Below are 22668 nucleotides of genomic sequence, written 5' to 3'. Positions count from 1 at the left end.
CCAGTGAGCCGGACAAATCACACCCACGGGGAACCCCCTTTGAAATTTCCATACGAATGGCAGATCGGCTGGCGGTATACGCGCGCAAGCAAGCGCGCCAGCCGCAACAGCTTCATCTCTTTCATCTCGCTCATCTCCATGCTCGGCATTGCGCTGGGGGTGGCGGCGCTGATCATCGTGCTCTCTGTCATGAACGGCTTCCAGAAGGAAGTGCGGGACCGCATGCTGTCGGTGCTGGCGCATATCGAGGTGATGGCGCCGAACAGTCTGCCGGACTGGCAGCGGACCGCCAATGAGGCGATGCAGAACAAGGAAGTCATCGGCGCGGCGCCGTACGTGGGCGCGCAGGCCATGATCACGCGCGACGAGGCGGTGCGCGGCGTGCTGCTGCGCGGCGTGTCGCCGGCGGACGAACCGAAGGTGTCTGACATTGCCAAGGATTTCAAATCGGGCACGATCGATGACCTGAAACCCGGCGAATTCGGCATCGCCCTGGGCAGCCAACTGGCCAACGGCCTGGGCGTGCATCAAGGGGACAAGGTCACGTTGGTGGCGCCGCAGGGCACCATCACCCCGGCGGGCGTGTTGCCGCGCCTGAAGCAATTCACCGTGACGGGGATATTCGAATCGGGCCACTACGAGTTCGACAGCTCGCTGGCGCTGGTCAATATGGAAGACGCCGAGCGTCTGTTCCGCCTGGACGGCCCGACCGGCGTGCGCCTGAAGCTGGTCGACATGGACCGCGCCCCGCAAGTCGCCGAAGCCCTGTCGCGCACGTTGACCGGCGAGCTGTACATCCGCGACTGGTCGCGCCAGAACCGCAACTGGTTTGCCGCCGTGAAGACCGAGAAGAAGATGATGTTCATCATCCTCACGCTGATCATCGCCGTGGCGGCGTTCAACCTGGTGTCCACGCTGGTGATGACGGTGACGGACAAGCAGGCCGACATCGCCATCCTGCGCACCATGGGCGCGCAACCGGGCTCGATCATGAAGATCTTCATCGTGCAAGGCGTGGCGATCGGGTTTATCGGCACGTTACTGGGCGTGGGTTTCGGCACGCTCATCGCTTACAACATCGACGTGATCGTGCCTTTCATCGAGCGTCTCTTCCACGTGCAATTCCTGCCGCGTGACATCTACTTCATCAGCGAACTGCCCTCGGACCCCCGCGTGAACGACATTGCGACCATTGGCATCATCTCCTTCATCCTCGCGTCGGTGGCGACGCTGTATCCGAGCTGGCACGCCTCGCGCGTGAATCCCGCGGAGGCACTGCGTTATGAGTGAGGCCGTCATGACTTCGATGGAAGCGCCGGCCGCAGCGCCGCAAGGGGTGGTGGTGCAGGCGGAAGGGCTGTCCAAGTCGTTCCGCCAAGGCGGCTTGAACGTCGACGTGCTCAAGGGCGTGGACATCCGCATCGGCGTGGGCGAGAAGGTTGCCATCGTCGGCGCCTCGGGCTCGGGCAAGAGCACGCTGCTGCATGTGCTGGGCGGGCTGGATGAGCCGACATCGGGCCGCGTCTCGCTGCTCGGCAAGCCTTTCACGGCAATGAAGGAGCGCGAGCGCAATACGCTGCGTAACCAGGCGCTGGGCTTCGTCTATCAGTTCCACCATCTGCTGCCGGAATTCACCGCGCTGGACAACGTGGCGATGCCGCTGCGCATCCGCGGCGTGGAAGAAGCGCAAGCGCGCCACACCGCACAGGCGATGCTCGAACGCGTGGGTCTGGGCCCGCGCACGGCACACCGTCCGGGCGAGCTGTCGGGCGGCGAGCGCCAGCGCGTGGCCATTGCACGCGCGTTGGTGGGGTCTCCCGCTTGCGTGCTGGCGGACGAGCCCACCGGCAACCTCGACGATCACACCGCCGGCGAGGTGTTCGACCTGATGCTGGAACTCACGCGCACGCTGGGCACCAGCTTTGTCATCGTCACGCACGATATCGAACTGGCTGGCCGCTGCGACCGCATCTTCCGCCTGCGGGAAGGCCACCTGCACCAGGAGCGCTGAGCCGGGCGGCATGATCGGAAAAGGCGGATTCCAGATCGCCGCGCTTTCCGGTACGTTGCCGCTTTTTCCAACGCAGAACTGACCATGTGGATCGACACCCATTGCCATCTCGACGCCAGTGACTTTGATGCCGACCGTGATGCGGTCGTCGCGCAGGCGCATGCAGTGGGGGTCGACCACATCGTCGTGCCGGCGGTGGCGCGCTGGAATTTCGATACGGTGCGGGCGCTGGCACATCGGCATGCCGGGTGCAGTTATGCGCTGGGCATCCATCCGATCTACGCCGCGCAGGCCAGCGACGACGACCTGCTCGAGCTGCACCGCCAGGTCGCCGCGTCGATGGACGACCCGCGCTTTGTGGCGATCGGCGAGATCGGCCTCGATTTCTTCATTCCCAACTACGACGTTGAACGGCAGAGCGCCGTATTCCGCGCGCAACTGCGCATCGCCCGCGAATTCGATCTGCCCGTGCTGATGCACGTGCGCAAGTCGCAGGACCAGGTGCTGAGCGCCGCCGCCAAAGCGGGCGTACGCGGCATTGCGCATGCGTTCAACGGCAGCCCGGAACAGGCGCATCGCTTTGTCGATTCCGGCTTCAAGCTGGGGTTTGGCGGCGTCTTTACCTTCTCGCGCGCCAATCGCGTGCGTCGGCTGGCGCTCGAAATGCCGATCGAGTCGATCGTGCTGGAAACCGACGCGCCTGACCTGGCACCTGCATGGCTGGCCGACGACCAGTTCGGCGAGCAGGGCGGGGTGCGCAATGTGCCCACGGAAGTCGCACGCATTGCCGATGCGATGGCGCAATTGCGTGGCATCTCCATCGAGGCGCTGGCCGATCAGGCGCGCCGCAACAGCATCGAGGCCATTCCTCGCCTGGCAGCGCTGTTGCAAGCCTGACGCCCGCGCGTGCGTCTATGGTTGATCGGCTTTGTCGCCGGCTGCGTGGCATTGCAGATGCAGGCAACGCTCGTGCCGGTGTGGCAGACCGTTGGCGTGCTGTTGCTCTGCCTGTTGGCGGCTGCCGTCATGCGGCGTCGGCCCATGCTGTTCTCCATGTTGCTGGTCGCCAGCACCGTCGCGGCGGGTTTTGGCTGGAGCGATTGGCGCGCGCAGCAACGCATGGCCGTGGCACTCAGCCCTGCGTGGGAAGGCAAGGACATCATTGCAACCGGCGTGGTGGCCGCGCTGCCGCAGAACGGCGATGACGCCACGCGGTTTCTCTTCCATATCGAATCCAGCAACGCGGGCGATGCCGTGCCGCCGCGCGTACGCCTGTCCTGGTATGGCACGCGGACCTGGGGCAACATGGGCGAGGAGGGGACAGGCCAGGACCGACGCGCCGGCATCCCCGATCTGCAACCCGGCCAGCGCTGGCAACTGACACTGCGCGTAAAGCGCCCGCACAGCCTGTCCAACCCCGGCGGCTTTGATGGCGAATACGCGATGCTGGCCGACAACATCCGCGCCATCGGCTATGTGCGTACGGGCAAGCGCGTGCAGAACATCGCGCTGGAAGCGGCGGGCACCGGTTTCGGAATTGGCGTAGAACGCTGGCGCGCCAGCGTGCGGCGCCACATCCTCGCCGCGTTGCCCGACGCGCGCTACGCGGCCGTCATCGTTGCGCTTGTGGTGGGCGACCAGAGCGGCATCGCCGGCGACGACTGGGAACTGTTCCGCCGTACCGGCATCAGCCACCTCGTCAGCATCTCAGGGCTGCACATCACGATGATCGCCGGGCTGTGTGCCGCGTTGTGGATGGCGTTGTGGCGCCGATCGTTCGGGCTGAGCTGCTGGCTGCGCACGCCATTGCCGCTGCGCATGCCGGCCCCGCGCGCAGGCGCAATCGCGGCCATGCTGGCGGCGTTCGTCTACTGCCTGCTGGCCGGGATGGGCGTGCCGGCGCAGCGTACGCTGCTGATGCTGTCCACCGTCGCTATCGCTCGGCTGACCGACCGCAATGTGCCGGCCAGCCTGTCGCTGTGCTGGGCGGCCGCCGTGGTGGCGGTGGTGGACCCGTGGGCAGTCATGTCGGCCGGGTTCTGGCTGTCGTTCGGCGCGGTGGCGATCATCTTCATCGCCGCGCAGATGGTGTTCGATGGCCGGCGCAACGGCACCACGGCCGGCTGGATTGAACGCACCCGACGTGGATTGACGGACGCTACGCGGATTCAGTTTGCAGTCACATTCGGCCTGTTGCCATTGACCTTGCTCTTGTTCCAGCAGACGTCGGTGGTCTCTGCGGCGGCAAATGGGCTGGCGATTCCTGCAGTGAGTTTTGTGACGACGCCGCTGGCGCTGATCGGCGCGGCGCTCCCTGATCCGCTGGCGCAGCCGGTGCTGATGTTGGCCGAAGCGAGCTTTCGCTGGCTGGCCGTGTGGCTTGAATGGCTGGCGACGCCGCGCTGGTCGGTGTGGGTTGCACCGGTCGCGCCCACGTGGGCGTTGCTGCTGTCGATGGCCGGCGTGGCGCTATTGCTGGTGCCGGGTGGCCTGCGTGCTTGGGCATGGCGCGCTCAGGGCGCCGTGCTCCTCTTGCCGCTGGTGCTGGCGCGCGTGCCAGTGCCGTTACCCGGCGAATTCCGGCTCGTCGCGTTCGACATCGGCCAGGGGGCTGCGGCATTGGTCGAAACGGCCAACCATCGCCTCTTGTTCGACACCGGCCCGCGCTACGGCGACCACGCGGATGCCGCCGCCCGCGTCATCACTCCGTACCTGCGCGGCCATGGCGTGGAAGCGCTCGACACTCTTGTCGTCAGCCACGAAGACAGCGACCACGCCGGTGGCACCGAAACGGTGATCGACGCGGTCCCGGTACGCACCATGTTGGCGTCTTTGCCTCAAGGGCACGCCCTGCGCAGCGTGGCCGATGCACACGACATCCGCCTTACCGATTGTCTGGCTGGGCAAGCATGGACGTGGGACGGCGTTGTCTTCGAGATGGTGCACCCGTTGCGCCCGGCCGCTGAAGGCGAGCGCCTGTCCAGCAACGCCCACAGTTGTGTACTGCGCATCGCCAATGACCGCCACGCTGCGTTGCTGACCGGCGATATCGAAGCTGCACAGGAAAGGGCGCTCATCGCTGCCGAAACGCCTGAGCGACTGATGGCAGACATCTTGCTTGTGCCGCATCACGGCAGCAAGACAAGCTCCAGCGGCGCGTTCTTGAAAGCGGTTTCTCCGCAGGTGGCGGTTTTCCAGGTCGGCTACCGCAACCGGTACGGACATCCGCATCCCGAGGTTTGGCAGCGCTACATGGCGCGCGACATCGACGGTTTGCGTACGGACAGGACCGGTGCCGTCGTCATCCAGACCGACGGCGATGTGCTGGACGTCCAGACTGCGCGGGCCCTGCGGCCGCGGTACTGGTCTTCCACACAGGAAGTGGAACCCCTGGCAACGGCCGCCGGCGCCTTCGACGCCCAGCCGTAAACTTGGCGGCATAACGGGTTGGCCCCATTGTGGGGGTCAAAACCGCTGTGCTATAAAAACCACGTGCCGCGTACATTGCGCGGCGCCGTCAGGGGAGAAAAGCATGGCAGTCCGGTTCTACGATGAAATGCTCAACTGGCATGATGGGGACCGCAGCCCCCATGCCGCCGAACCGGCCCCGGCAGCGCTCGTCCAGCAGGGCGAGGTTCGCGGCCACTACGCACGTTTCGCCGAATGGCTGGGTGCGCAATCCGCCACGACGTTGCAGAACAAGCGCGCCGAGGCAGATCTGATCTTCCGCCGCGTCGGTATCACCTTTGCCGTGTACGGCGACAAGGACGAATCGAACAGCGGCACCGAACGCACGATTCCGTTCGACATCATTCCGCGGATCTTCCCGGCCAGTGAGTGGGCCAAGCTCGAACGCGGCCTGCGGCAACGCGTTGATGCGCTCAACCGCTTCCTGCACGACATCTATCACGAGCAGAACATCCTGCGCGCCGGTGTCATCCCGCCCGATCAGATCTACAACAACGCCCAATACCGCCCCGACATGCTGGGCGTCGACGTGCCGCGCGACATCTACGCGCATGTGGCGGGCATCGACATCGTGCGTGCCGGCGAGGGCGAGTTCTACGTGCTGGAAGACAACCTGCGCGTGCCCTCGGGTGTGTCCTACATGCTCGAAAACCGCAAGATGATGATGCGGCTGTTCCCGGAGTTGTTCGCGCGCAATCGTGTGGCGCCGGTCGCGCATTACCCTGACATGCTGCTCGACATGCTGCGCAGCGTGTCGCCGCAGAACATTGCCGACCCGACTGTGGTGGTGCTCACGCCGGGCATGTACAACTCGGCGTATTTCGAGCATGCGTTCCTGGCGCAGCAGATGGGCGTTGAGCTGGTCGAGGGGCACGACCTTTTCGTGCAGGACGACCACCTCTACATGCGCACGACGCAGGGCCCGCAGCGTATCGACGTCATCTACCGCCGTGTGGACGACGACTTCCTCGATCCGCTGGTGTTCAGGCCCGATTCTTCGCTGGGCGCGGCAGGGTTGCTGTCGGTCTATCGCGCGGGCAACGTCACGATCTGCAATGCCATCGGCACCGGCGTGGCGGACGACAAGTCGATCTATCCGTACGTGCCCGACATGATTCGCTTCTACCTCGGCGAGGAGCCGATCCTCAATAACGTGCCGACCTACATGTGCCGTCGGCCGGACGACCTGCAATACGTGCTCGACCACATGGGCGAACTGGTGGTCAAGGAGACGCACGGTGCAGGCGGCTATGGCATGCTGGTCGGTCCGGCTGCTACGCAGGAAGAGATCGCCGCTTTCCGCGAGGTGGTAAAGGCCCGTCCTGATCAGTACATCGCCCAGCCCACCCTGGCGCTGTCGACTTGCCCAACGTATGTGGAAGCCGGCATCGCGCCGCGCCACATCGATCTGCGGCCGTTCGTGCTGTCCGGCAAGGATGTGCGCATGGTGCCGGGCGGCCTCACGCGCGTGGCGCTGCGGGCAGGCTCGCTGGTGGTCAACTCGTCGCAGGGGGGCGGAACGAAGGATACGTGGGTGCTGGAGCGCTGAACGCTCGCTCATTGCCGCAACCAGGCAATCGATCAATCGCCTATCGAATACGTAGAAGGGAACGCCATGCTCAGCCGCACCGCAGACCACCTTTTCTGGATGGCGCGCTACACCGAACGCGCCGAGAACACCGCCCGCATGCTTGACGTGAACTACCAGACCTCGCTGCTGCCGCAATCCGCGGAAGTGGCCGAGCAGGGCTGGTGGGCAATGCTCGACATCTCTGAACTGACGCAGGTTTTTGACGAACGCTACGGCCTGCTCTCGCGCGACGACGTGATCGACTTCATGGTGCGCGACATGACGAACCCGTCGTCGATCATGAGTTGCCTGCGTGGCGCGCGCGAGAACGCCCGCGCCGTGCGAGGCTCCATCACGACCGAGGTGTGGGAGACCATCAACACCACGTGGCTGGAGGTGCAGCGCCTGATTGCCGAAGGCATGCTGCGCGATGATCCGTCGCAATTCTTTGAGTGGGTGAAGTTCCGCTCGCATCTGTCGCGCGGCGTGCAGGTCGGCACCATGCTGACGGATGACGCGTTCCACTTCATGCGCCTGGGCACGTTTCTGGAGCGCGCAGACAACACTGCGCGGCTGCTTGACGTGAAGTTCCAGTCCACGCCCACGCGCGATGAAACCGCCGCTGAGCAGGGGGACTTCTATCACTGGGCCGCCACGCTGCGCTCCGTGTCCGGCTTCGAGGTCTACCGCAAGATCTATCGGAACATCATCACGCCGACGCGCGTGGCGGAATTGCTGATTCTGCGCAGCGACATGCCACGCTCGCTGCTGGCCAGCATGGACGAGGTGGTCGACATTCTTTCCACCGTGCGCAACAGTCAATCGGCGGAGACTGAGCGTCGCGCTGGTAAACTGCACGCCGACCTGCGGTACGCCCGCATCGAAGATATTTTTGCCGTCGGCCTGCATGCCTGGCTGACCAACTTCCTGGAGCGGATCGGCGACCTGGGCAACGGCATCAGCCAGGATTTCCTGGTGCCGCTCGAGGTGGTGTGACGTGCAGGACATTGTGCATACATCGGGGCGCCCCTTTGGGGTGGCGCCCGTGTCATCGTGAAATACCAAATTCGACATACGACGGTCTACCGTTATGCCGAGCCGCTGCGCCACAGCGTGCATGAGCTGCGGCTGACGCCTCGCAGCGGCGAGCTGCAGCGGGTGGACAACTGGCAGATTCACGCGCCTGGCAACCTCACGCGCGCCACCGACGGCTTCGGCAACGTCGTTCATCACTTCACCCTCGGCAACCGTACGGAAGACGTCACCATCGACGCGCGCGGCATAGTCGAGGTGTTTCCAGCCGGCTCGCCCGGCAGCCAACGCTTTGTCGATGCGCCTGGACACGGGCGCTATCGCGTTTCGCCGCTGTACTTTCTGAGCGCCACGCCGCTGACTTCGGCGCAGCCCGAAATGCTCAACTTCGCGCACGAGCACGCGCTGATGCTCGGCGACGCGGAATCTGCCGTGCGCCTGGCGCAAGCCATCGCCAAGCGTGTACGCTACAAGTCGAACACGACCCACGTCGGCACGACCGCTGCAGAGGCGTTTGGCCTGGGTACGGGCGTATGCCAAGACCAGGCGCAGGTGATGGTCGCGTGCTGCCGGGCCCTGGGCGTGCCGGCGCGCTATGTCAGCGGCTATTTCCATGCGGTGGGCGAAGAAGAACTTGCCAGCCATGCCTGGGCCGACGTTTGCCTCGACGCCGAATCGCATACGTGGTGCAGCGTCGACGTCACCCACCAATGCTTTACCGATGCGCGCCACATCCGGTTGGCGGTCGGGCGCGATTACCAGTCGGCCGCTCCAATTCGCGGTGTGCGGCAGGGCGGCGGTGCCGAGACGCTGGATGTCAGCATCTCCATCGAGCCGCTACCCGACGAGGCAGTTGGAGTGAACTGAGCACCTCTTCCAAGCGCGCGGATGGGTTCCGGTCGGCGCGTTAGAATGCCTTCAACCCACCGTTTCCGTTTGTTGCTTCGCTCATGACTTATTGCGTCGCCATGCGCCTGGACGCAGGCCTTGTGTTCCTGTCCGACTCCCGTACCAATGCGGGCGTGGACGCCATTTCCACGTTCCGCAAAATGACCGTCTTCGAACGCGAAGGCGATCGGGTCATGGTGCTGCTGACGGCCGGCAATCTCGCCATCAGCCAGGCGGTGCGCCAAGTGCTGACCGAAGCGCGTACCAAGCCGCGCTCGCTGTGGACGGCGCGGGATATGTTCGAGGCAGCCACGATCGTGGGCGAGGCCGTGCGCGAGGTCTACGACCGCGACGCCGCGGCACTCGCCAAGGCCAAGATCGACTTCAATGTCAGCATCATCTTTGGCGGGCAGATCGGCGGAGAGCGGCCGCGCCTCTTCAACGTCTACGCGGCCGGAAACTTCATTGAAGCGACGCCCGAGAACTGCTATTTCCAGATCGGCGAGGCCAAGTACGGCAAGCCGATCATCGACCGCGTGGTCAGCCCGGGGTTGCCGCTGGACGAAGCCGCAAAATGTGCGCTCATCTCGATGGACTCGACACTGAAGTCGAACATTTCTGTCGGCCTGCCGCTGGATCTGCTGGTCTACGAGGCTGACTCCCTGCGTGTGACGCGCTTTGTCGCCATCGACGAAGAGAATCCCTATTTCACGATGATTCGTGGGACATGGGGCAAGCGGCTGCGCCAGGTGTTTGCCGAAATCGACGATCCGGATTGGGAAACCGGCACTTCGCCGTTGCATCCGTTGCGCCGCGAAGGGCATCCCTCCGCAGAGGTCGAGCCCGTGCGCATTGCGCCGCCCGCTGCCGAAGCTGCGGCAGCGCCGGAGCGTGCGCCCGGCCCGGCGTTGGAGCAGGTGTCCACGATCCAGCGCGTGGCTGGCGGATCCCAGCAGTCGCACTGAACGACACAGGAACTGCGATGCGCGATGTGATGCTCTTTTCGCATGCCAACGGCTTTCCGGTCGGAACGTATCGCAAGATGCTGGGCGTGCTGGGTGACGAATTCGAGATCCGCGCGGTAGAGCGTTTTGGGCACGATCCACGTTTTCCGGTGACACGTTCCTGGCCTGGTCTGGTGAAGGAGCTGCTCGCAGAAATCGACGCACAGCCCGAGCCGGTCTGGCTGGTGGGCCATTCGCTAGGCGGCTTTTTGAGCCTGATGGCGGCCCTGCGCCGGCCGGAGCGCGTGCGCGGCGTCGTCATGCTCGATTCGCCGATCATCGCGGGGTGGCGCGCCAAGCTGCTGCGCGTGGCGCAATGGCTGGACATCGACGAGAGCCAATCGCCTGCCGCAGCCACGAAGAACCGCCGTCATCTGTGGCCCGATCTCGACGCCGTCTGGAGCCACTTCAAGGCCAAACGCAAGTTCGATCGTTGGGACGAAGACGTGCTGCGCGACTACGTCGAGCACGGCACCGAGCCCACCGGCCGTGACCGCGAGCGCACACTGCGCTTCTCACGCGAAATCGAATACCAGATCTACCGGACGTTGCCGACCAACATGGGGCGCAAGGTTGCGGGCGGAACGGCGTTTCCTGTCAGCTTTGTGGCAGGCACGCGTTCGCGTGAAATTCGCCAGGTCGGACTGGGGGCAACCCGGCGCATCGTCGGCAGCAAGCTCCGCTGGATCGAGGGCAGCCATCTCTATCCGATGGAAAAACCACTGGAAACCGCTGAGTTGATCCGCGAGTTGATCAACGAAATGCGCGCCAACGCAGGCGCCATGCGGCACGCCGCATAGGCGAGACGGCTGTCGGGCAAATTCCACCGTTCTGTCACGGATCGGAGGGGGACCTTTGCTATAATCCGGCTTTCCCCGGCAAGCTAGGTCATGACCAAGTTCGTATTCGTTACCGGTGGCGTAGTGTCCTCACTCGGCAAGGGCATCGCCGCCGCCTCGCTCGCGGCCATTCTTGAGTCGCGCGGCCTCAAAGTCACCCTCCTCAAACTCGATCCCTACATCAACGTCGACCCGGGCACCATGAGCCCGCTCCAGCACGGCGAGGTGTTTGTGACCGAGGACGGCGCAGAAACCGACCTCGATCTTGGCCACTACGAGCGTTTCGTCTCGGCCAAGATGCGCAAGTCGAACAATTTCACCACCGGTCAGGTCTATGAATCCGTGATCCGCAAGGAGCGTCGCGGCGAGTACCTCGGCAAGACGGTGCAAGTCATTCCGCACATCACCAACGAAATCCAGGCGTTCATCGAGCGCGGTGCCGCGGCGTCGCACGACGGCAAGGCCGACGTGGCGATCGTGGAAATCGGCGGTACGGTGGGCGATATCGAATCGCTGCCGTTCCTGGAAGCTGCGCGTCAGATGAGCCTGCGTCTGGGCCGCAACCAGGCCGCGTTTATTCACCTGACGCTGGTGCCGTTCATTGCCAGCGCCGGCGAGCTGAAGACCAAACCGACCCAGCACTCGGTGCAGAAGCTGCGCGAAATCGGCGTGCAGCCGACCGCGCTGCTGTGCCGCGCCGACCGTCCGATTCCCGACGATGAGCGCGCCAAGATTTCGCTCTTCGCCAACATGCCGCAGGACGCGGTCATCTCGGTGTGGGACGTCGACACCATCTACAAGATCCCGCAGATGCTCAACGAGCAGGGGCTGGATCGCATTATCTGCGAAGAGCTGCGCATTGAAGCGCCGCCGGCGGACCTGTCGGTGTGGGCACACATGGTGCACACGCTGGAAAACCCGCAGCACGAGATCACCATCGGCATGGTCGGCAAGTATGTTGACCTGACCGAGTCGTACAAGTCGCTGATCGAGGCGCTGCGCCACGCTGGCCTGCACACCTCGACGCGCGTCAATATCGAGTACATCGATTCCGAAGAACTGGAGTCGGGCCATACACAGGTGCTGGATACGCTGGACGCGGTGCTTGTGCCGGGCGGTTTCGGTAAGCGCGGTACGGAAGGCAAGATTCGCGCAATTCAGTACGCCCGTGAAAAGGGTGTGCCTTACCTGGGCATCTGCCTGGGGATGCAACTGGCTGTGATCGAATTCGCCCGTCATCTGGCTGGCATGAAAGACGCCAACAGCACGGAATTCAACGACGAGACCGAACACCCGGTGGTTGCGCTCATCACCGAATGGCTGGATCGCGATGGCCGCGTGGAAAAGCGCTCGACCGACTCCGACCTGGGCGGCACCATGCGCCTGGGCTCGCAGCGCGTGCCGGTGCAATCGGGCACCAAGGCAGCGGCGATCTACGGCGCGGAAGTCAACGAGCGCCATCGTCATCGCTACGAGGTGAACAACCACTACGTGCCGCAGCTGGAAAAGGCCGGGATGATCATCTCGGCGCGTACGCCGTCGGAAAACCTGCCGGAGATGATGGAACTGCCGGCGTCGATGCACCCATGGTTCGTCGGCGTGCAGTTCCACCCGGAATTCACCTCGACGCCGCGTGACGGCCACCCGCTGTTCAAGGCCTACGTGGAAGCCGCGCTGGCGCATCAGCAGCAGAACACGCAACGCGCTGTCGCCTAAGCGCCGGCACACGGGAACATCATGAAACTCTGCGATTTCGAAGTCGGCCTGGACAAACCGTTCTTCCTGATTGCCGGCACCTGCGTAATCGAATCCGAGCAGATGGCGATCGACACCGCCGGCACGCTCAAGGAGATCACGGGCGCATTAGGCATTCCGTTCATCTACAAGTCGTCGTTTGACAAGGCGAATCGCTCGTCGGACGCCTCGTTCCGAGGTCTGGGCATGGAAGAGGGGCTGCGCATTCTGGCGGAAGTCCGTCGCCAGGTGGGCGTGCCGGTGCTGACCGACATCCACGAGATTGACGAGATCAAGCCGGTGGCCGAAGTCGTGGATGTGCTCCAGACGCCGGCTTTCCTGTGCCGTCAGACCGATTTCATCCGCGCCTGTGCGCAGAGCGGCAAGCCCGTCAACATCAAAAAGGGCCAGTTCCTCGCACCGCACGACATGAAGAACGTCATCGACAAGGCGCGTCACGCTGCCCGCGATGCCGGTCTGCCCGAAGACAACTTCATGGCTTGCGAGCGCGGCGCCTCGTTCGGTTACAACAACCTCGTGTCGGACATGCGCTCGCTGGCGATCATGCGCGAGACGGGGGCGCCGGTGGTGTTCGACGCCACGCATTCGGTGCAACTGCCGGGCGGCCAGGGCACCAGCTCGGGCGGCCAGCGCGAGTTCGTGCCGGTGCTGGCACGTGCGGCCATCGCCGTTGGCGTGGCGGGCGTTTTCATGGAAACGCACCCGGACCCCGCATGCGCAAAATCAGACGGCCCGAATGCGGTGCCGCTGCGCCGCATGAAAGACTTGCTGTCGGTACTGAAAGAACTGGATGTGCTCACCAAGCGCAGCGGTTTCCTGGAAAATCAGTTCGACTGATTTTCCCCCTGACGACCGGCGGCTCCACCAGCCGCCGCTGTCGTTTTCGGTTCAGCTCAGTTCAGTTTTTGTTTCTGGATCCGGAGAGAGACATGGCCGCTGGCTACATCCTCGCGTACGTGGACGTGACAGACCCCGTGCAATACGAGCAATACAAGACGCTGTCGACCAAGGCCATGCAAGCGCATGGGGCCGAGCCGCTTGTGCGCGGCGGCAAGACGGAGCAACTGGAAGGCGAGTGGAACCCCACCCGCATCGTCGTGCTCAAGTTCCCGAGCTACGACGCAGCCAAGTCCTTCTACAACAGTGAGGAGTACCTGGCCGCGCGCAATGCGCGCGCCAAGGCTGCCAACATGAACATGATCGTGGTCGAAGGTATCTGAATCGACTTCGTAGCGTTACCTGCTTTAAGACATCAAGAGGGATTACATGAGTGCCATCGTAGATATCATCGGTCGCGAAGTGCTGGACTCGCGCGGCAACCCCACCGTCGAATGCGACGTGCTGCTGGAATCGGGCGTGATGGGTCGCGCCGCGGTGCCGTCGGGCGCATCCACCGGCTCGCGTGAAGCCATCGAACTGCGCGACGGCGACAAGTCGCGCTACCTGGGCAAGGGCGTGCTCAAGGCCGTCGAGCACATCAACACCGAGATCTCCGAAGCGATCATGGGCCTGGACGCCTCCGAGCAGGCGTTCCTGGACCGCACGCTGATCGACCTGGATGGCACCGAGAACAAGAGCCGTCTGGGCGCGAACGCCATGCTGGCCGTGTCGATGGCTGTCGCCAAGGCTGCTGCCGAAGAAGCCGGCCTGCCGCTGTACCGCTACTTTGGCGGCTCGGGCGCAATGCAGATGCCGGTGCCGATGATGAACATCGTCAACGGCGGCGCGCACGCCAACAACAGCCTGGACATCCAGGAATTCATGGTGATGCCGGTCGGCCAGTCGAGCTTCCGTGAAGCCCTGCGCTGCGGTGCGGAGATCTTCCACGCGCTGAAGAAGATCCTGGCCGACAAGGGCATGAGCACGGCCGTGGGCGACGAGGGCGGCTTCGCGCCGAACTTCGCCAGCAACGAAGAGTGCCTGAACACCATCCTCTCGGCCATCGAGCAGGCGGGCTACAAGGCCGGTGAAGACGTGCTGCTGGCGCTGGACTGCGCTGCTTCCGAGTTCTACAAAGACGGCAAGTACCACCTGGAAGGTGAAGGCCTGCAGCTGTCGTCGGAAGACTTTGCCAACTACCTGGCAAACCTGGCCGACAAGTTCCCCATCGTGTCGATCGAAGATGGCATGCACGAGAGCGATTGGGCGGGCTGGAAGGTTCTGACCGAGAAGCTTGGCAAGAAGGTGCAACTGGTGGGCGATGACCTGTTTGTCACCAACACGAAGATCCTGAAGGAAGGCATCGAGAAGGGTATCGCCAACTCGATCCTCATCAAGATCAACCAGATCGGTACGCTGACCGAGACGTTCGCGGCCATCGAGATGGCCAAGCGCGCCGGCTACACCGCCGTGATCTCGCACCGCTCGGGCGAAACCGAAGACAGCACCATCGCTGATATCGCTGTTGGCACGAATGCGGGCCAGATCAAAACCGGCTCGCTGTCGCGCTCGGACCGCATGGCCAAGTACAACCAACTGCTGCGTATCGAAGAAGACCTCGGTGATATCGCCAGCTACCCGGGCAAGTCGGCGTTCTATAACCTGCGATAATTCCGCGCAGCTTCGCTCTGCATGACCGTGCGACCGCCGCTCTGGCGGTCGCATGGCATTTGGGGCTCGAGTACCGCCAACGCTTGTCTCTATGCGCCTGATTACGCTGTTCCTATTGCTGCTGTTGCTTGCCATCCAGTACCCGCTTTGGCTGGGCAAGGGAGGCTGGCTGCGTGTGTGGGACATGCAGAAGCAGGTGACGGCGCAGAATCAGCGCAACGCTGAACTCAAGCAGCGCAACACCAAGCTCGAAGGCGAAGTGAAGGATCTGAAGGAAGGCACGGGCGCCATTGAAGAGCGCGCGCGCTATGAGCTGGGGATGGTGAAGGACGACGAAGGCTTCGTGCAGTTTGTCGCGCCGGCCCCGAAGACCAGCGAAACTCCGCCGCCGCCCCCGCCTGCGGCAGGCCAGCCGGCTCATCACTGAGCCCGCAATGCGAACGCGTTCTGCAAACGTGCTCGTCTTCAGGACAATTTCCGGGATTTACCAGTAGTACGGATAGCCCCAGACGGGTGCACCGTAGCTGACACCCCAGCCGCCACGGTGGCGCCATCCGCTACCGTAGTACACCGAATAGCCCCCGTAGTACGGATACGGCGCGTAGTATGGCGCGGCCGCATACGCGCGCGCTTCGGCATCGCGCCTGATGGCTTGATCAGATTCGCGCAGCGCCTTGGCATTCAGCGCATCCAGCTTCTTGCGGTCTTCCGCCGACAATGGCGCCGGTGCTGCAGCCTGCGTATCGTCCGACAAACGCGCGGTGTAGGGTGTACCGCCCGGGCCGCGCGGCACGGCAACGCAGGCCGACGCCAGCAGCGCCGCCGCGATCGGCAACGCCAGCGCGCCAGCGCGAGAGAGATTCGACGATCGCGAAGGCCAGGTAGTGGACTCAGACATGGTGCGCTCCGCAATAAGCGGCAGATGAAGGAACTGGCAACTTAGAGCGTGGGCGGCACCGATAAGTGCCGCGCGCCACGCCCACTTCATACTATGTCGCCGTGTTCAGTGGCGCTGGTCGGACGCCCCCTGGATGCCTTGTGCGACGGTCTCCTGCGCGAAGAGTTGTGCACAATCCACAGCGTCGAAGCTGTAGTGCTGGCCGCAGAATTCGCAGTCAATTTCCACCTTGCCGCACTCTTCCAGGATGCTGTCGACCTCGGGTTGGCCGAGCGTGCGCAGCATGGAGCCCACGCGCAGCCGCGAGCACGAGCACCGGAAACGCGGGCGTTGCGGCTCGAACATGCGAATGCCGGCCGCTTCCATTTCTTCCCAGTACAGGCGCTTGATGAGCGTGTCGATGGGCTGCTCGAGCAGTTCTTCACGGCGCAGCGTTTTGCCGAGCTGGCAAACGCGTTCCCATGTGTCGAGATCTTGCTCCTGCACGTCCGTGTGCAGCGGCAGGCCGGTCTCGCCCATCTGCGCGGGCGCATGGCCCGTGCGGCCTTCCATGGCACCACCATACGAAGGCAGGCGTTGCAGCAGCATGCCCGACGCGACCTTGTCGTTCGCGGCCAGCCACAGGCGCGTGTCGAGCTGCTCGGAGCTTTGCATGTAGTGCTCAAGCACCTCGGTGATGCTGGCGAGCGGCCCGTTCTCATCCGACAACGGCACGATGCCTTGATACGGTTGCTGGCCGGGCAGCTTGTCTTGCGGATCGAGCGTGATAGCGAAGCGCCCGTTGCCGTGCACGTTGACTATGGCGGCCAGCGTGGCGTCGTCGGCAACTTCGGCGCCTTCGGCAATCTTGGCGGTCGCGCGCATCGACAGGTCGGAGTTGCACTCCACGACCAGCATGCGCACCGGGCCGTCGCCGTGCAGTTGCATGACCAGCGCGCCGTTGAACTTGAGATTGGCTGACAGTAGCGCGGCGGCGGCCATCATTTCGCCCAGCAGCGTGCTGACCGGGGCAGGGTAGCGGCGGCGGCTCAGCACCTCTTGCCACGTCCCTTCCAGGCGCACCAGTTCACCGCGCACGGGCGCGGCGTCGAATACAAATTTCTTCAGCTCGTCAGTCATCCATCGATCCGTTTCAGTTGCTGCTTGTACATTGCCTGGCGCACCGCATAGGTTTCGGTGTTCAGGTGCATCTTGGCAATGTCGTCTTCCGTCAGTTTGCGCACGGCCTTGGCGGGCGCGCCCAGAATCAGCGTGCCGTCTTCGAAGACCTTTCCCTCGGTGACGATCGCACCCGCGCCCACCAAGCAGTTCTTGCCGATCACCGCGCGATTGAGCACCACCGCCTGGATGCCGATCAGCGAGCCTTCGCCGATCGTGCAGCCGTGCAGCATGGCTTGGTGGCCGATCGTCACGCGGTCGCCGATGTTCAGGGGGCAACCCGGGTCGGTATGCAGCACCGAGCCTTCCTGTACGTTGCTCGCCTCGCCCACGGTAATCGGCTCGTTGTCGCCGCGGATGACGGCACCCGGCCACACGCTCGCGCGTGCTTTCAGCTCCACGCGGCCGATGACGGTCGCTTCCGGGGCCACGTAGGCGTTTGCGTCAATGGTCGGGGCAACGTCGCCGAGTTGGTAGAGGGCCATACGATCGGTCTCCAGAATCTACGTAGATGGAGGAAATGGGCGCGTCTTCAAGCTTGCCGGGCGAGGCAAGCCGATGCGTCGAATTAAAATGGCGGAAAGTCCAAATTGTACGCTGATGACCGCTTCACAGCCCGACTCCCAAACGCCCACCGACACGCTGCGCCATGCCGCCCTGGCCGCGCTTTGTCTCACTGATCCGGCCACCAAAGTGGACGCCACGCTGCGTTTGGGCGAGCGTGCCAAGAGCGCCGACGACGCGAGCTGGGGCATTGATGAAGTCATTGCGGCACCGGAAAGCGGTGTCCCGGGCCGCCCAGACGCGCCGGTGCTCGTGCCGCCTTCCGAAGTCCCGCGTCGTCGTGCGATCGATACGCCACGTGGTCGCGGAGCGCTGCTCCACGCGCTCGCGCACATCGAATTCAATGCCATCAACCTCGCACTGGACGCCGTGTGGCGCTTTGCCGGTATGCCCGCAGCGTTCTACCAGGACTGGATGCGTGTGGCTGCCGAAGAAGCAACGCACTTTTCCCTGCTTTCCGCCCATCTGGTGACGCTCGACTGCCGTTACGGCGATCACCCGGCCCATGACGGCCTCTGGCAGATGACGGAGAAAACCGCCGCCGATCCGCTCGCGCGCATGGCACTGGTGCCGCGCACGCTGGAGGCGCGCGGGCTCGATGCCTCTCCGCCGATTCGCGCCAAGCTGGCGCAGGCCGGCGACATGGTGGCCGCAGGCATCCTCGACGTCATCCTGCGCGACGAGATCGGCCACGTAGCGGTCGGCAACCGCTGGTACCGCTGGTTGTGCGAGCGCGCCGGGCTGGACCCCGTGCCGACGTATCGCAAGCTGGCCGAGCAATACGGTGCGCCGCGTTTGCGCGGGCCATTCAATCTCGAAGCCCGCCGCCAGGCCGGTTTCGACGACGACGAAATTGCCGCGCTGGAAGCGTCGTTCTAAGCGCCACGGCGTTGCCCATCCGCCGCTATAATCTTCCGAAAAAGAACGATCGTTCGATTTCTATTCGGTGACGGAAACCATGGACTCCACCACACAGCCTGCCGCGCGCCAGGCCTCCCGCTCGACATACCTGCCCGTGCGTGGCCTGCGTTATCACATCTGCGAATGGGGCGAGCCGGGTGCGCCCATCCTGTTCCTGTTTCACGGGTGGATGGATGTGTCGGCATCGTTCCAGTTTCTCGTGGATGCGCTGCGCGAGCGCTGGCATATCGTGGCGCCCGATTGGCGCGGCTACGGCCAGACCGCTCGGCCCACCGACGCCCCAGGCGTGGAGAGTTATTGGTTTGCCGATTACGTGGCCGACCTCGAAGCGATCATCGATCACTACCAGCCCGAAGGGCAGGTGACGCTGGTCGGGCACAGCCTTGGCGCCAACGTGGTTTGCCTGTACGCGGGCATCCGACCCGAGCGCGTGCGGCGCGTGGTGGATCTGGAGGGCTTCGGTATGTCGGCGTCGAAGGCATCGCAGGCGCCGCGCCGCTATGCGCGTTGGCTCGACGAGCTGAAGGACAAGCCGCGACTGAACACCTACGCCACGGTTGAAGACGTCGCCGCGCGCCTGCAGAAGATCAACCCGCGCCTGCCGGCCGACAAGGCGGCATTCCTGGCGCAACACTGGTCGAGCCAGAACGCCGAGGGCCGCTGGGAGATCCTCGGCGACCCTGCGCACAAGATCATCAATCCGCAGCTTTATCGGCTGGATGAGGTGATGGAAATCTGGCGCCGTGTGACCGCGCCCGTGCTGCACGTCGAGGCAGTCGATTCACCCACGCTGAAGGCCATTGCAGGCGACGTGCCGCTGCCCGAGTTCAAGACGCGCTTTGCGGCGTTTCCCGATTTCCGCGAAGTGCTGATTGCGGAGGCGGGGCACATGCTGCACCACGATCAGCCTGAGCAGGTGGCCGCGCTGATTGAAGCGTTCTGCTTGCAGCGCTGAGCGGCGCGCTTAATCGAGAAACCGCCGTGCCGCGTCGGGCGGCGGCAGGATGCAGGTGTCTGACCGCCCAAACCATCGATAGCGATTGCGCGCAACGCAGCGATACAGAGCATCGCGCAGTGCCGGCGGGATCAACCAGCCGACCCATGCCAACCGCCATGGCCAGCCGAGCGCATGCAGGACGCGCAGGACGGCGGCGCTTTCACGCCACGCACGGCCATCCCGCACGAACAGCACGGTATCGACGTCATCCGGATTCACGCCCGCCCGCGCGAGCAGTTGCCGCCCCGTCTCGCCCTGCATGGATGCGAAGCGCAGCACGCCTTGACGATCATGTCGCAGCAGAAACTGGATGGAACCGTTGCACAGGAGGCAGTGCGCATCGTAGACGACGATCATTCACGCTCCAGCGTCGTCAGGTCCAAGTGGCCGCGATACGCCGCAACCACGCCCAGCAAGGGCACGCTGGCGCGTACGTTGAAGTGGAGGCGATCGCCATCACCGGTTTCCTCGGCCAACACGGCCGGCCGCAGCCATGTCGGGCAGGGGATGCCTAGGAAGCGCAAGCCTTCCAGGCGCATCCGCAGCGTGCCGTGCTCCGCTTCCAGCGCAAAGAGCAGACGCACCGCGCCCAGCCGCTCCATGATGTGTCCCCGATGCAGGGACAACGTTGAGCGCATCGTGTGGTGCGGGAAATGGCGCGTCCAGGTTTCTTCCGTGGCAGCAGCGTCGAGCCTGACCCGGATCGGGCCACGCGTCGGCGTACGCGGCGTGCGGATGCACCATGCGAGCCCGCGCGCGAGGCACGAGGCGGGCGGTTCCGTTTCGACCTCGCCGCGCAGGGTCACTGCGCCGGTCATTTGGTGGAACGTCTGCACCGCCGGTGCCAGTTGCGCGTATCGCTCGCCAAGCACGGTTTCGTAGAGGGATGGCGCGCGCATGCGGAGGACTTATTCCACCGCCACATGCAGCTTCGTCTGCAGCCCGGTGTCGTTGCTTGAATGCGTATGCACGAGCGTCTTGTCCGGATTCGCATAGCGGTAAGCGCGACGCAGCGCCATCGCGACCTCATGGAAGCCCGACAGAATCAGCTTCTGCTTGTTCGGATACAGCGCGATATCGCCCGCCGCGAACACGCCCGGGCGCGAGGTCTCGTACGCTGTCGTTTCCACCGTGATGCGGCCCGCGCGCATCTCCACGCCCCAGTTTGCAATTGGACCCGGTTCGGAGACCAGGCCATACAGGGCGATCAGTTCATCGCAGGCCAGAACGGTTTCGCCTTCGCGCCCGCGGATGGCCGCACTGGTAAGTGTGCCGTCGGGCGTGCTGTCCAGTCGCGAAAGCATGCCAAGCACGAAGTCCATTTCGCCGGCGGCGACGGCAGCGCGCATTTCAGCGACGCTCGCGTCGGCCGCGCGAAAACCCTCTCGCCGATGTACCAGCGTTACGCGTGCAGCCACTTTGCGCAGCGCGAGCGCCCAGTCGAGCGCGGAATCTCCGCCGCCGGCAATGACGACGCGCTTGCCCGCAAAGCGCGCGGTGTCGCGCACCGCATAGTGCAGATGGCGGCCTTCCAGCGCGGCCGCTTCGGGCAACGCCACGCGTTGTGGCGAGAATGCGCCGTTGCCTGCGGTGATGAGGACGGCGGCGCAGTCGAACACGTCGCCGGCGCTGGTGGTGACGCGAAAGCGCTGGCCGTGCTCGCTTTGCAGCGTTTCCACGGTTTCGGCGCGGCGGCCGCAGAGGATGGGGTAGTTGAACGGCGCGCACTGGGCCATGAGCCGATCGACGAGTTCCTGTGCCGTGCACGACACCAGCGCCGGGATGTCGTAGATCGGCTTTTCTGGGTACAGCTCCGTGCATTGGCCACCTGGGCGGTCCAACGCGTCCACCAGCACACACGACATGCCGAGCACGCCCGCCTGGAACGCCGCGAACAGGCCTACCGGCCCCGCGCCCACGACAAGCACGTCGATGCGTTGCTCCAAGGGCTGGGTGGAATCGGCGGTGAGGGTGGCGGCGGAAGTCATGGCAAAGCGTAGAGAACGAAACAATGCGGCCACTATAGCCTGCAGCAAGCGGCGCGCTGCGAACACCGACACGGACAGTCGGGTCTTCCGGATGCCGATCCGGGGTGAGGTGAGGGCCCCCGGTTGCGCGCCGCAGCAGTAAAATGACGAAATGCCGAACATCTCCCCCGCCTCCGCCCGAAATGCCGATCTGCACTGCCATTCCACGGTGTCGGACGGCTTGCTCGCGCCGCAAGACGTTGCCGCGCGCGCTGCCGCCCACGGTGTGACGCTCTGGGCATTGACCGACCACGACGAAGTCGGGGGCCAGGCCGCCGCGCGCGAAGCGGCAGCGGCGATGGGCATGGAGTACCTCTCGGGCGTGGAGATCTCCGTGACCTGGGCGGGGCGCACGCTGCACATCGTCGGCCTGGGTATCGATCCGGATAACGTCGATCTGGTGCAGGGGCTGGAACGCACACGCTCTGGCCGCTGCGCGCGCGCTGAAGACATCAGCGCCGCGCTTGCCAAGCTCGGCATCGAAGGCGCCTACGAAGGCGCATTGCGCTACGCCGGTAATCCCGACATGGTCTCGCGCACCCACTTCGCGCGCTTCCTGGTTGAGCACGGCCACTGCCGCGACATCCACGAGGTGTTTGACCGCTATCTCGGCGACGGCAAACCGGGCTATGTGCCGCATCGCTGGTCGCGCCTGGCCGACGCAATCAGCTGGATCAAGGGCGCAGGTGGCGTCGCGGTAATGGCGCATCCGGGGCGCTACACGCTGTCGCTGGTCGAGCACGGCGTGCTGTTTGACGAATTCAAAGAGTTGGGCGGCGAAGGCGTCGAGGTCATCACCGGCAGCCATACGCCTGACCAATACGCGCTGTACGCCGACGTGGCCCGCCGCTACGGGCTGCTGGCGTCGCGCGGCTCGGACTTCCATGGCCCTGGTGAAGGACGGGTCGAACTGGGTATGCTGCCGCCGCTGCCCGACAACCTGACGCCGGTGTGGAGCCGGTGGATGTCCTGAGCGCGCGTCCACT

At 64.4% G+C, this 22668-nt stretch carries 23 protein-coding genes; 17 read left to right on the top strand and 6 right to left on the bottom strand.

Annotated elements, in window-relative coordinates; all coding sequences use genetic code 11:
* The first annotated feature begins 39 nt into the window (after positions 1-39).
* The 14 genes from R2N16_RS05605 to ftsB all read left to right on the top strand — a co-directional run bounded on the left by R2N16_RS05605 (position 40) and on the right by ftsB (position 15544).
* Entirely contained in the window at positions 40-1290 is a 1251-nt protein-coding gene (locus tag R2N16_RS05605; protein WP_316664573.1) for a lipoprotein-releasing ABC transporter permease subunit, read from the top strand.
* Positions 1283-2011 (top strand): lipoprotein-releasing ABC transporter ATP-binding protein LolD, encoded by a 729-nt coding sequence (lolD, locus tag R2N16_RS05600; RefSeq protein ID WP_316664572.1) that lies wholly within the window; start codon positions 1283-1285, stop codon positions 2009-2011. The genes R2N16_RS05605 and lolD overlap by 8 nt, the downstream gene beginning before the upstream one ends.
* An 84-nt stretch (positions 2012-2095) precedes the next feature.
* Entirely contained in the window at positions 2096-2908 is an 813-nt protein-coding gene (locus R2N16_RS05595) for a TatD family hydrolase (RefSeq protein ID WP_316664570.1), read from the top strand.
* 9 nt (positions 2909-2917) lie between these two features.
* Positions 2918-5440 (top strand): DNA internalization-related competence protein ComEC/Rec2, encoded by a 2523-nt coding sequence (locus tag R2N16_RS05590; protein WP_316664569.1) that lies wholly within the window; start codon positions 2918-2920, stop codon positions 5438-5440.
* 103 nt (positions 5441-5543) lie between these two features.
* Positions 5544-7028, top strand: coding sequence for a circularly permuted type 2 ATP-grasp protein (locus R2N16_RS05585; protein ID WP_316664568.1), 1485 nt, complete (start codon positions 5544-5546; stop codon positions 7026-7028).
* A gap of 66 nt (positions 7029-7094) precedes the next feature.
* Complete coding sequence (locus R2N16_RS05580) at positions 7095-8045, top strand: alpha-E domain-containing protein (protein WP_316664567.1); 951 nt, start codon at positions 7095-7097, stop codon at positions 8043-8045.
* A gap of 57 nt (positions 8046-8102) precedes the next feature.
* Positions 8103-8948: a transglutaminase family protein gene (locus tag R2N16_RS05575; protein ID WP_316664566.1), complete on the top strand. Its 846-nt coding sequence runs from the start codon at positions 8103-8105 to the stop codon at positions 8946-8948.
* An 83-nt stretch (positions 8949-9031) separates the two neighbouring features.
* The gene (locus R2N16_RS05570; protein ID WP_316664565.1) at positions 9032-9934 is read left to right on the top strand and encodes a proteasome-type protease; all 903 of its coding nucleotides are present in this window, start codon (positions 9032-9034) and stop codon (positions 9932-9934) included.
* A 17-nt stretch (positions 9935-9951) separates the two neighbouring features.
* Positions 9952-10773 (top strand): alpha/beta fold hydrolase, encoded by an 822-nt coding sequence (locus R2N16_RS05565; RefSeq protein ID WP_316664564.1) that lies wholly within the window; start codon positions 9952-9954, stop codon positions 10771-10773.
* Positions 10774-10863: 90 nt separating this feature from the next.
* Positions 10864-12528, top strand: a complete 1665-nt coding sequence (gene pyrG / locus R2N16_RS05560; protein ID WP_316664563.1) for a CTP synthase — start codon at positions 10864-10866, stop codon at positions 12526-12528.
* A gap of 21 nt (positions 12529-12549) precedes the next feature.
* Entirely contained in the window at positions 12550-13404 is an 855-nt protein-coding gene (kdsA, locus tag R2N16_RS05555) for a 3-deoxy-8-phosphooctulonate synthase (RefSeq protein ID WP_316664562.1), read from the top strand.
* A 92-nt stretch (positions 13405-13496) separates the two neighbouring features.
* Positions 13497-13787 (top strand): DUF1330 domain-containing protein, encoded by a 291-nt coding sequence (locus R2N16_RS05550; protein WP_316664561.1) that lies wholly within the window; start codon positions 13497-13499, stop codon positions 13785-13787.
* A 46-nt stretch (positions 13788-13833) separates the two neighbouring features.
* Positions 13834-15117 carry a phosphopyruvate hydratase gene (eno, locus tag R2N16_RS05545; RefSeq protein WP_024976045.1) on the top strand — a complete coding sequence of 428 codons (1284 nt, stop codon included), beginning with the start codon at positions 13834-13836 and terminating at the stop codon, positions 15115-15117.
* Positions 15118-15208: 91 nt separating this feature from the next.
* Complete coding sequence (ftsB, locus tag R2N16_RS05540; RefSeq protein WP_316664560.1) at positions 15209-15544, top strand: cell division protein FtsB; 336 nt, start codon at positions 15209-15211, stop codon at positions 15542-15544.
* Positions 15545-15601: 57 nt separating this feature from the next.
* Here ftsB and R2N16_RS05535 read toward each other — a convergent pair whose 3' ends face one another.
* The 3 genes from R2N16_RS05535 to R2N16_RS05525 all read right to left on the bottom strand — a co-directional run bounded on the left by R2N16_RS05535 (position 15602) and on the right by R2N16_RS05525 (position 17658).
* Positions 15602-16015, bottom strand: a complete 414-nt coding sequence (locus tag R2N16_RS05535) for a hypothetical protein (RefSeq protein ID WP_316664559.1) — start codon at positions 16013-16015, stop codon at positions 15602-15604.
* Between the two features lie 105 nt (positions 16016-16120).
* Complete coding sequence (hslO, locus tag R2N16_RS05530; protein ID WP_316664558.1) at positions 16121-17134, bottom strand: Hsp33 family molecular chaperone HslO; 1014 nt, start codon at positions 17132-17134, stop codon at positions 16121-16123.
* On the bottom strand, positions 17131-17658 hold the full coding sequence (locus R2N16_RS05525) for a gamma carbonic anhydrase family protein (RefSeq protein ID WP_004626140.1): 528 nt from the start codon (positions 17656-17658) through the stop codon (positions 17131-17133). The genes hslO and R2N16_RS05525 overlap by 4 nt, the downstream gene beginning before the upstream one ends.
* A gap of 88 nt (positions 17659-17746) precedes the next feature.
* Between R2N16_RS05525 and R2N16_RS05520 the strand changes: the two genes are divergently transcribed.
* Both R2N16_RS05520 and R2N16_RS05515 read left to right on the top strand, forming a co-directional pair.
* Positions 17747-18616 (top strand): ferritin-like domain-containing protein, encoded by an 870-nt coding sequence (locus R2N16_RS05520; protein ID WP_428984094.1) that lies wholly within the window; start codon positions 17747-17749, stop codon positions 18614-18616.
* 79 nt (positions 18617-18695) lie between these two features.
* The gene (locus tag R2N16_RS05515) at positions 18696-19613 is read left to right on the top strand and encodes an alpha/beta fold hydrolase (protein ID WP_316664555.1); all 918 of its coding nucleotides are present in this window, start codon (positions 18696-18698) and stop codon (positions 19611-19613) included.
* 9 nt (positions 19614-19622) lie between these two features.
* On the opposite strand, the gene R2N16_RS05510 is transcribed toward R2N16_RS05515, so the two are convergent.
* Genes R2N16_RS05510 through R2N16_RS05500 form a run of 3 tightly spaced genes read right to left on the bottom strand, consistent with a single transcriptional unit; the run spans position 19623 to position 21643 of the window.
* Complete coding sequence (locus R2N16_RS05510) at positions 19623-20012, bottom strand: thiol-disulfide oxidoreductase DCC family protein (RefSeq protein ID WP_316664554.1); 390 nt, start codon at positions 20010-20012, stop codon at positions 19623-19625.
* Complete coding sequence (locus tag R2N16_RS05505; protein ID WP_316664552.1) at positions 20009-20554, bottom strand: DUF4166 domain-containing protein; 546 nt, start codon at positions 20552-20554, stop codon at positions 20009-20011. The genes R2N16_RS05510 and R2N16_RS05505 overlap by 4 nt, the downstream gene beginning before the upstream one ends.
* Positions 20555-20563: 9 nt before the next feature.
* Positions 20564-21643, bottom strand: coding sequence for an NAD(P)/FAD-dependent oxidoreductase (locus R2N16_RS05500; protein WP_316664551.1), 1080 nt, complete (start codon positions 21641-21643; stop codon positions 20564-20566).
* Between the two features lie 151 nt (positions 21644-21794).
* Here R2N16_RS05500 and R2N16_RS05495 point away from each other — a divergent pair, with 151 nt between their 5' ends.
* Entirely contained in the window at positions 21795-22655 is an 861-nt protein-coding gene (locus R2N16_RS05495) for a 3',5'-nucleoside bisphosphate phosphatase (protein ID WP_316664550.1), read from the top strand.
* Positions 22656-22668 lie beyond the last annotated feature (13 nt).

This window comes from Ralstonia psammae (assembly GCF_958405935.1).
Lineage (GTDB): Bacteria > Pseudomonadota > Gammaproteobacteria > Burkholderiales > Burkholderiaceae > Ralstonia > Ralstonia psammae.
Note: the sequence above shows the minus strand (reverse complement) of the source record. Positions and strands in the feature narration are given on the sequence as shown.

Bases quoted from the DNA above. Each gene is read 5' to 3' on its own strand.
- lolD (WP_316664572.1), top strand. From the start codon at position 1,283: ATGAGTGAGGCCGTCATGACTTCGATGGAAGCGCCGGCCGCAGCGCCG.
- R2N16_RS05595 (WP_316664570.1), top strand. From the start codon at position 2,096: ATGTGGATCGACACCCATTGCCATCTCGACGCCAGTGACTTTGATGCC.
- R2N16_RS05585 (WP_316664568.1), top strand. From the start codon at position 5,544: ATGGCAGTCCGGTTCTACGATGAAATGCTCAACTGGCATGATGGGGAC.
- R2N16_RS05580 (WP_316664567.1), top strand. From the start codon at position 7,095: ATGCTCAGCCGCACCGCAGACCACCTTTTCTGGATGGCGCGCTACACC.
- R2N16_RS05570 (WP_316664565.1), top strand. From the start codon at position 9,032: ATGACTTATTGCGTCGCCATGCGCCTGGACGCAGGCCTTGTGTTCCTG.
- R2N16_RS05565 (WP_316664564.1), top strand. From the start codon at position 9,952: ATGCGCGATGTGATGCTCTTTTCGCATGCCAACGGCTTTCCGGTCGGA.
- pyrG (WP_316664563.1), top strand. From the start codon at position 10,864: ATGACCAAGTTCGTATTCGTTACCGGTGGCGTAGTGTCCTCACTCGGC.
- kdsA (WP_316664562.1), top strand. From the start codon at position 12,550: ATGAAACTCTGCGATTTCGAAGTCGGCCTGGACAAACCGTTCTTCCTG.
- R2N16_RS05550 (WP_316664561.1), top strand. From the start codon at position 13,497: ATGGCCGCTGGCTACATCCTCGCGTACGTGGACGTGACAGACCCCGTG.
- eno (WP_024976045.1), top strand. From the start codon at position 13,834: ATGAGTGCCATCGTAGATATCATCGGTCGCGAAGTGCTGGACTCGCGC.
- ftsB (WP_316664560.1), top strand. From the start codon at position 15,209: ATGCGCCTGATTACGCTGTTCCTATTGCTGCTGTTGCTTGCCATCCAG.
- R2N16_RS05535 (WP_316664559.1), bottom strand. From the start codon at position 16,015: ATGTCTGAGTCCACTACCTGGCCTTCGCGATCGTCGAATCTCTCTCGC.
- hslO (WP_316664558.1), bottom strand. From the start codon at position 17,134: ATGACTGACGAGCTGAAGAAATTTGTATTCGACGCCGCGCCCGTGCGC.
- R2N16_RS05525 (WP_004626140.1), bottom strand. From the start codon at position 17,658: ATGGCCCTCTACCAACTCGGCGACGTTGCCCCGACCATTGACGCAAAC.
- R2N16_RS05520 (WP_428984094.1), top strand. From the start codon at position 17,747: ATGGCGGAAAGTCCAAATTGTACGCTGATGACCGCTTCACAGCCCGAC.
- R2N16_RS05515 (WP_316664555.1), top strand. From the start codon at position 18,696: ATGGACTCCACCACACAGCCTGCCGCGCGCCAGGCCTCCCGCTCGACA.
- R2N16_RS05510 (WP_316664554.1), bottom strand. From the start codon at position 20,012: ATGATCGTCGTCTACGATGCGCACTGCCTCCTGTGCAACGGTTCCATC.
- R2N16_RS05505 (WP_316664552.1), bottom strand. From the start codon at position 20,554: ATGCGCGCGCCATCCCTCTACGAAACCGTGCTTGGCGAGCGATACGCG.
- R2N16_RS05500 (WP_316664551.1), bottom strand. From the start codon at position 21,643: ATGACTTCCGCCGCCACCCTCACCGCCGATTCCACCCAGCCCTTGGAG.
- R2N16_RS05495 (WP_316664550.1), top strand. From the start codon at position 21,795: ATGCCGAACATCTCCCCCGCCTCCGCCCGAAATGCCGATCTGCACTGC.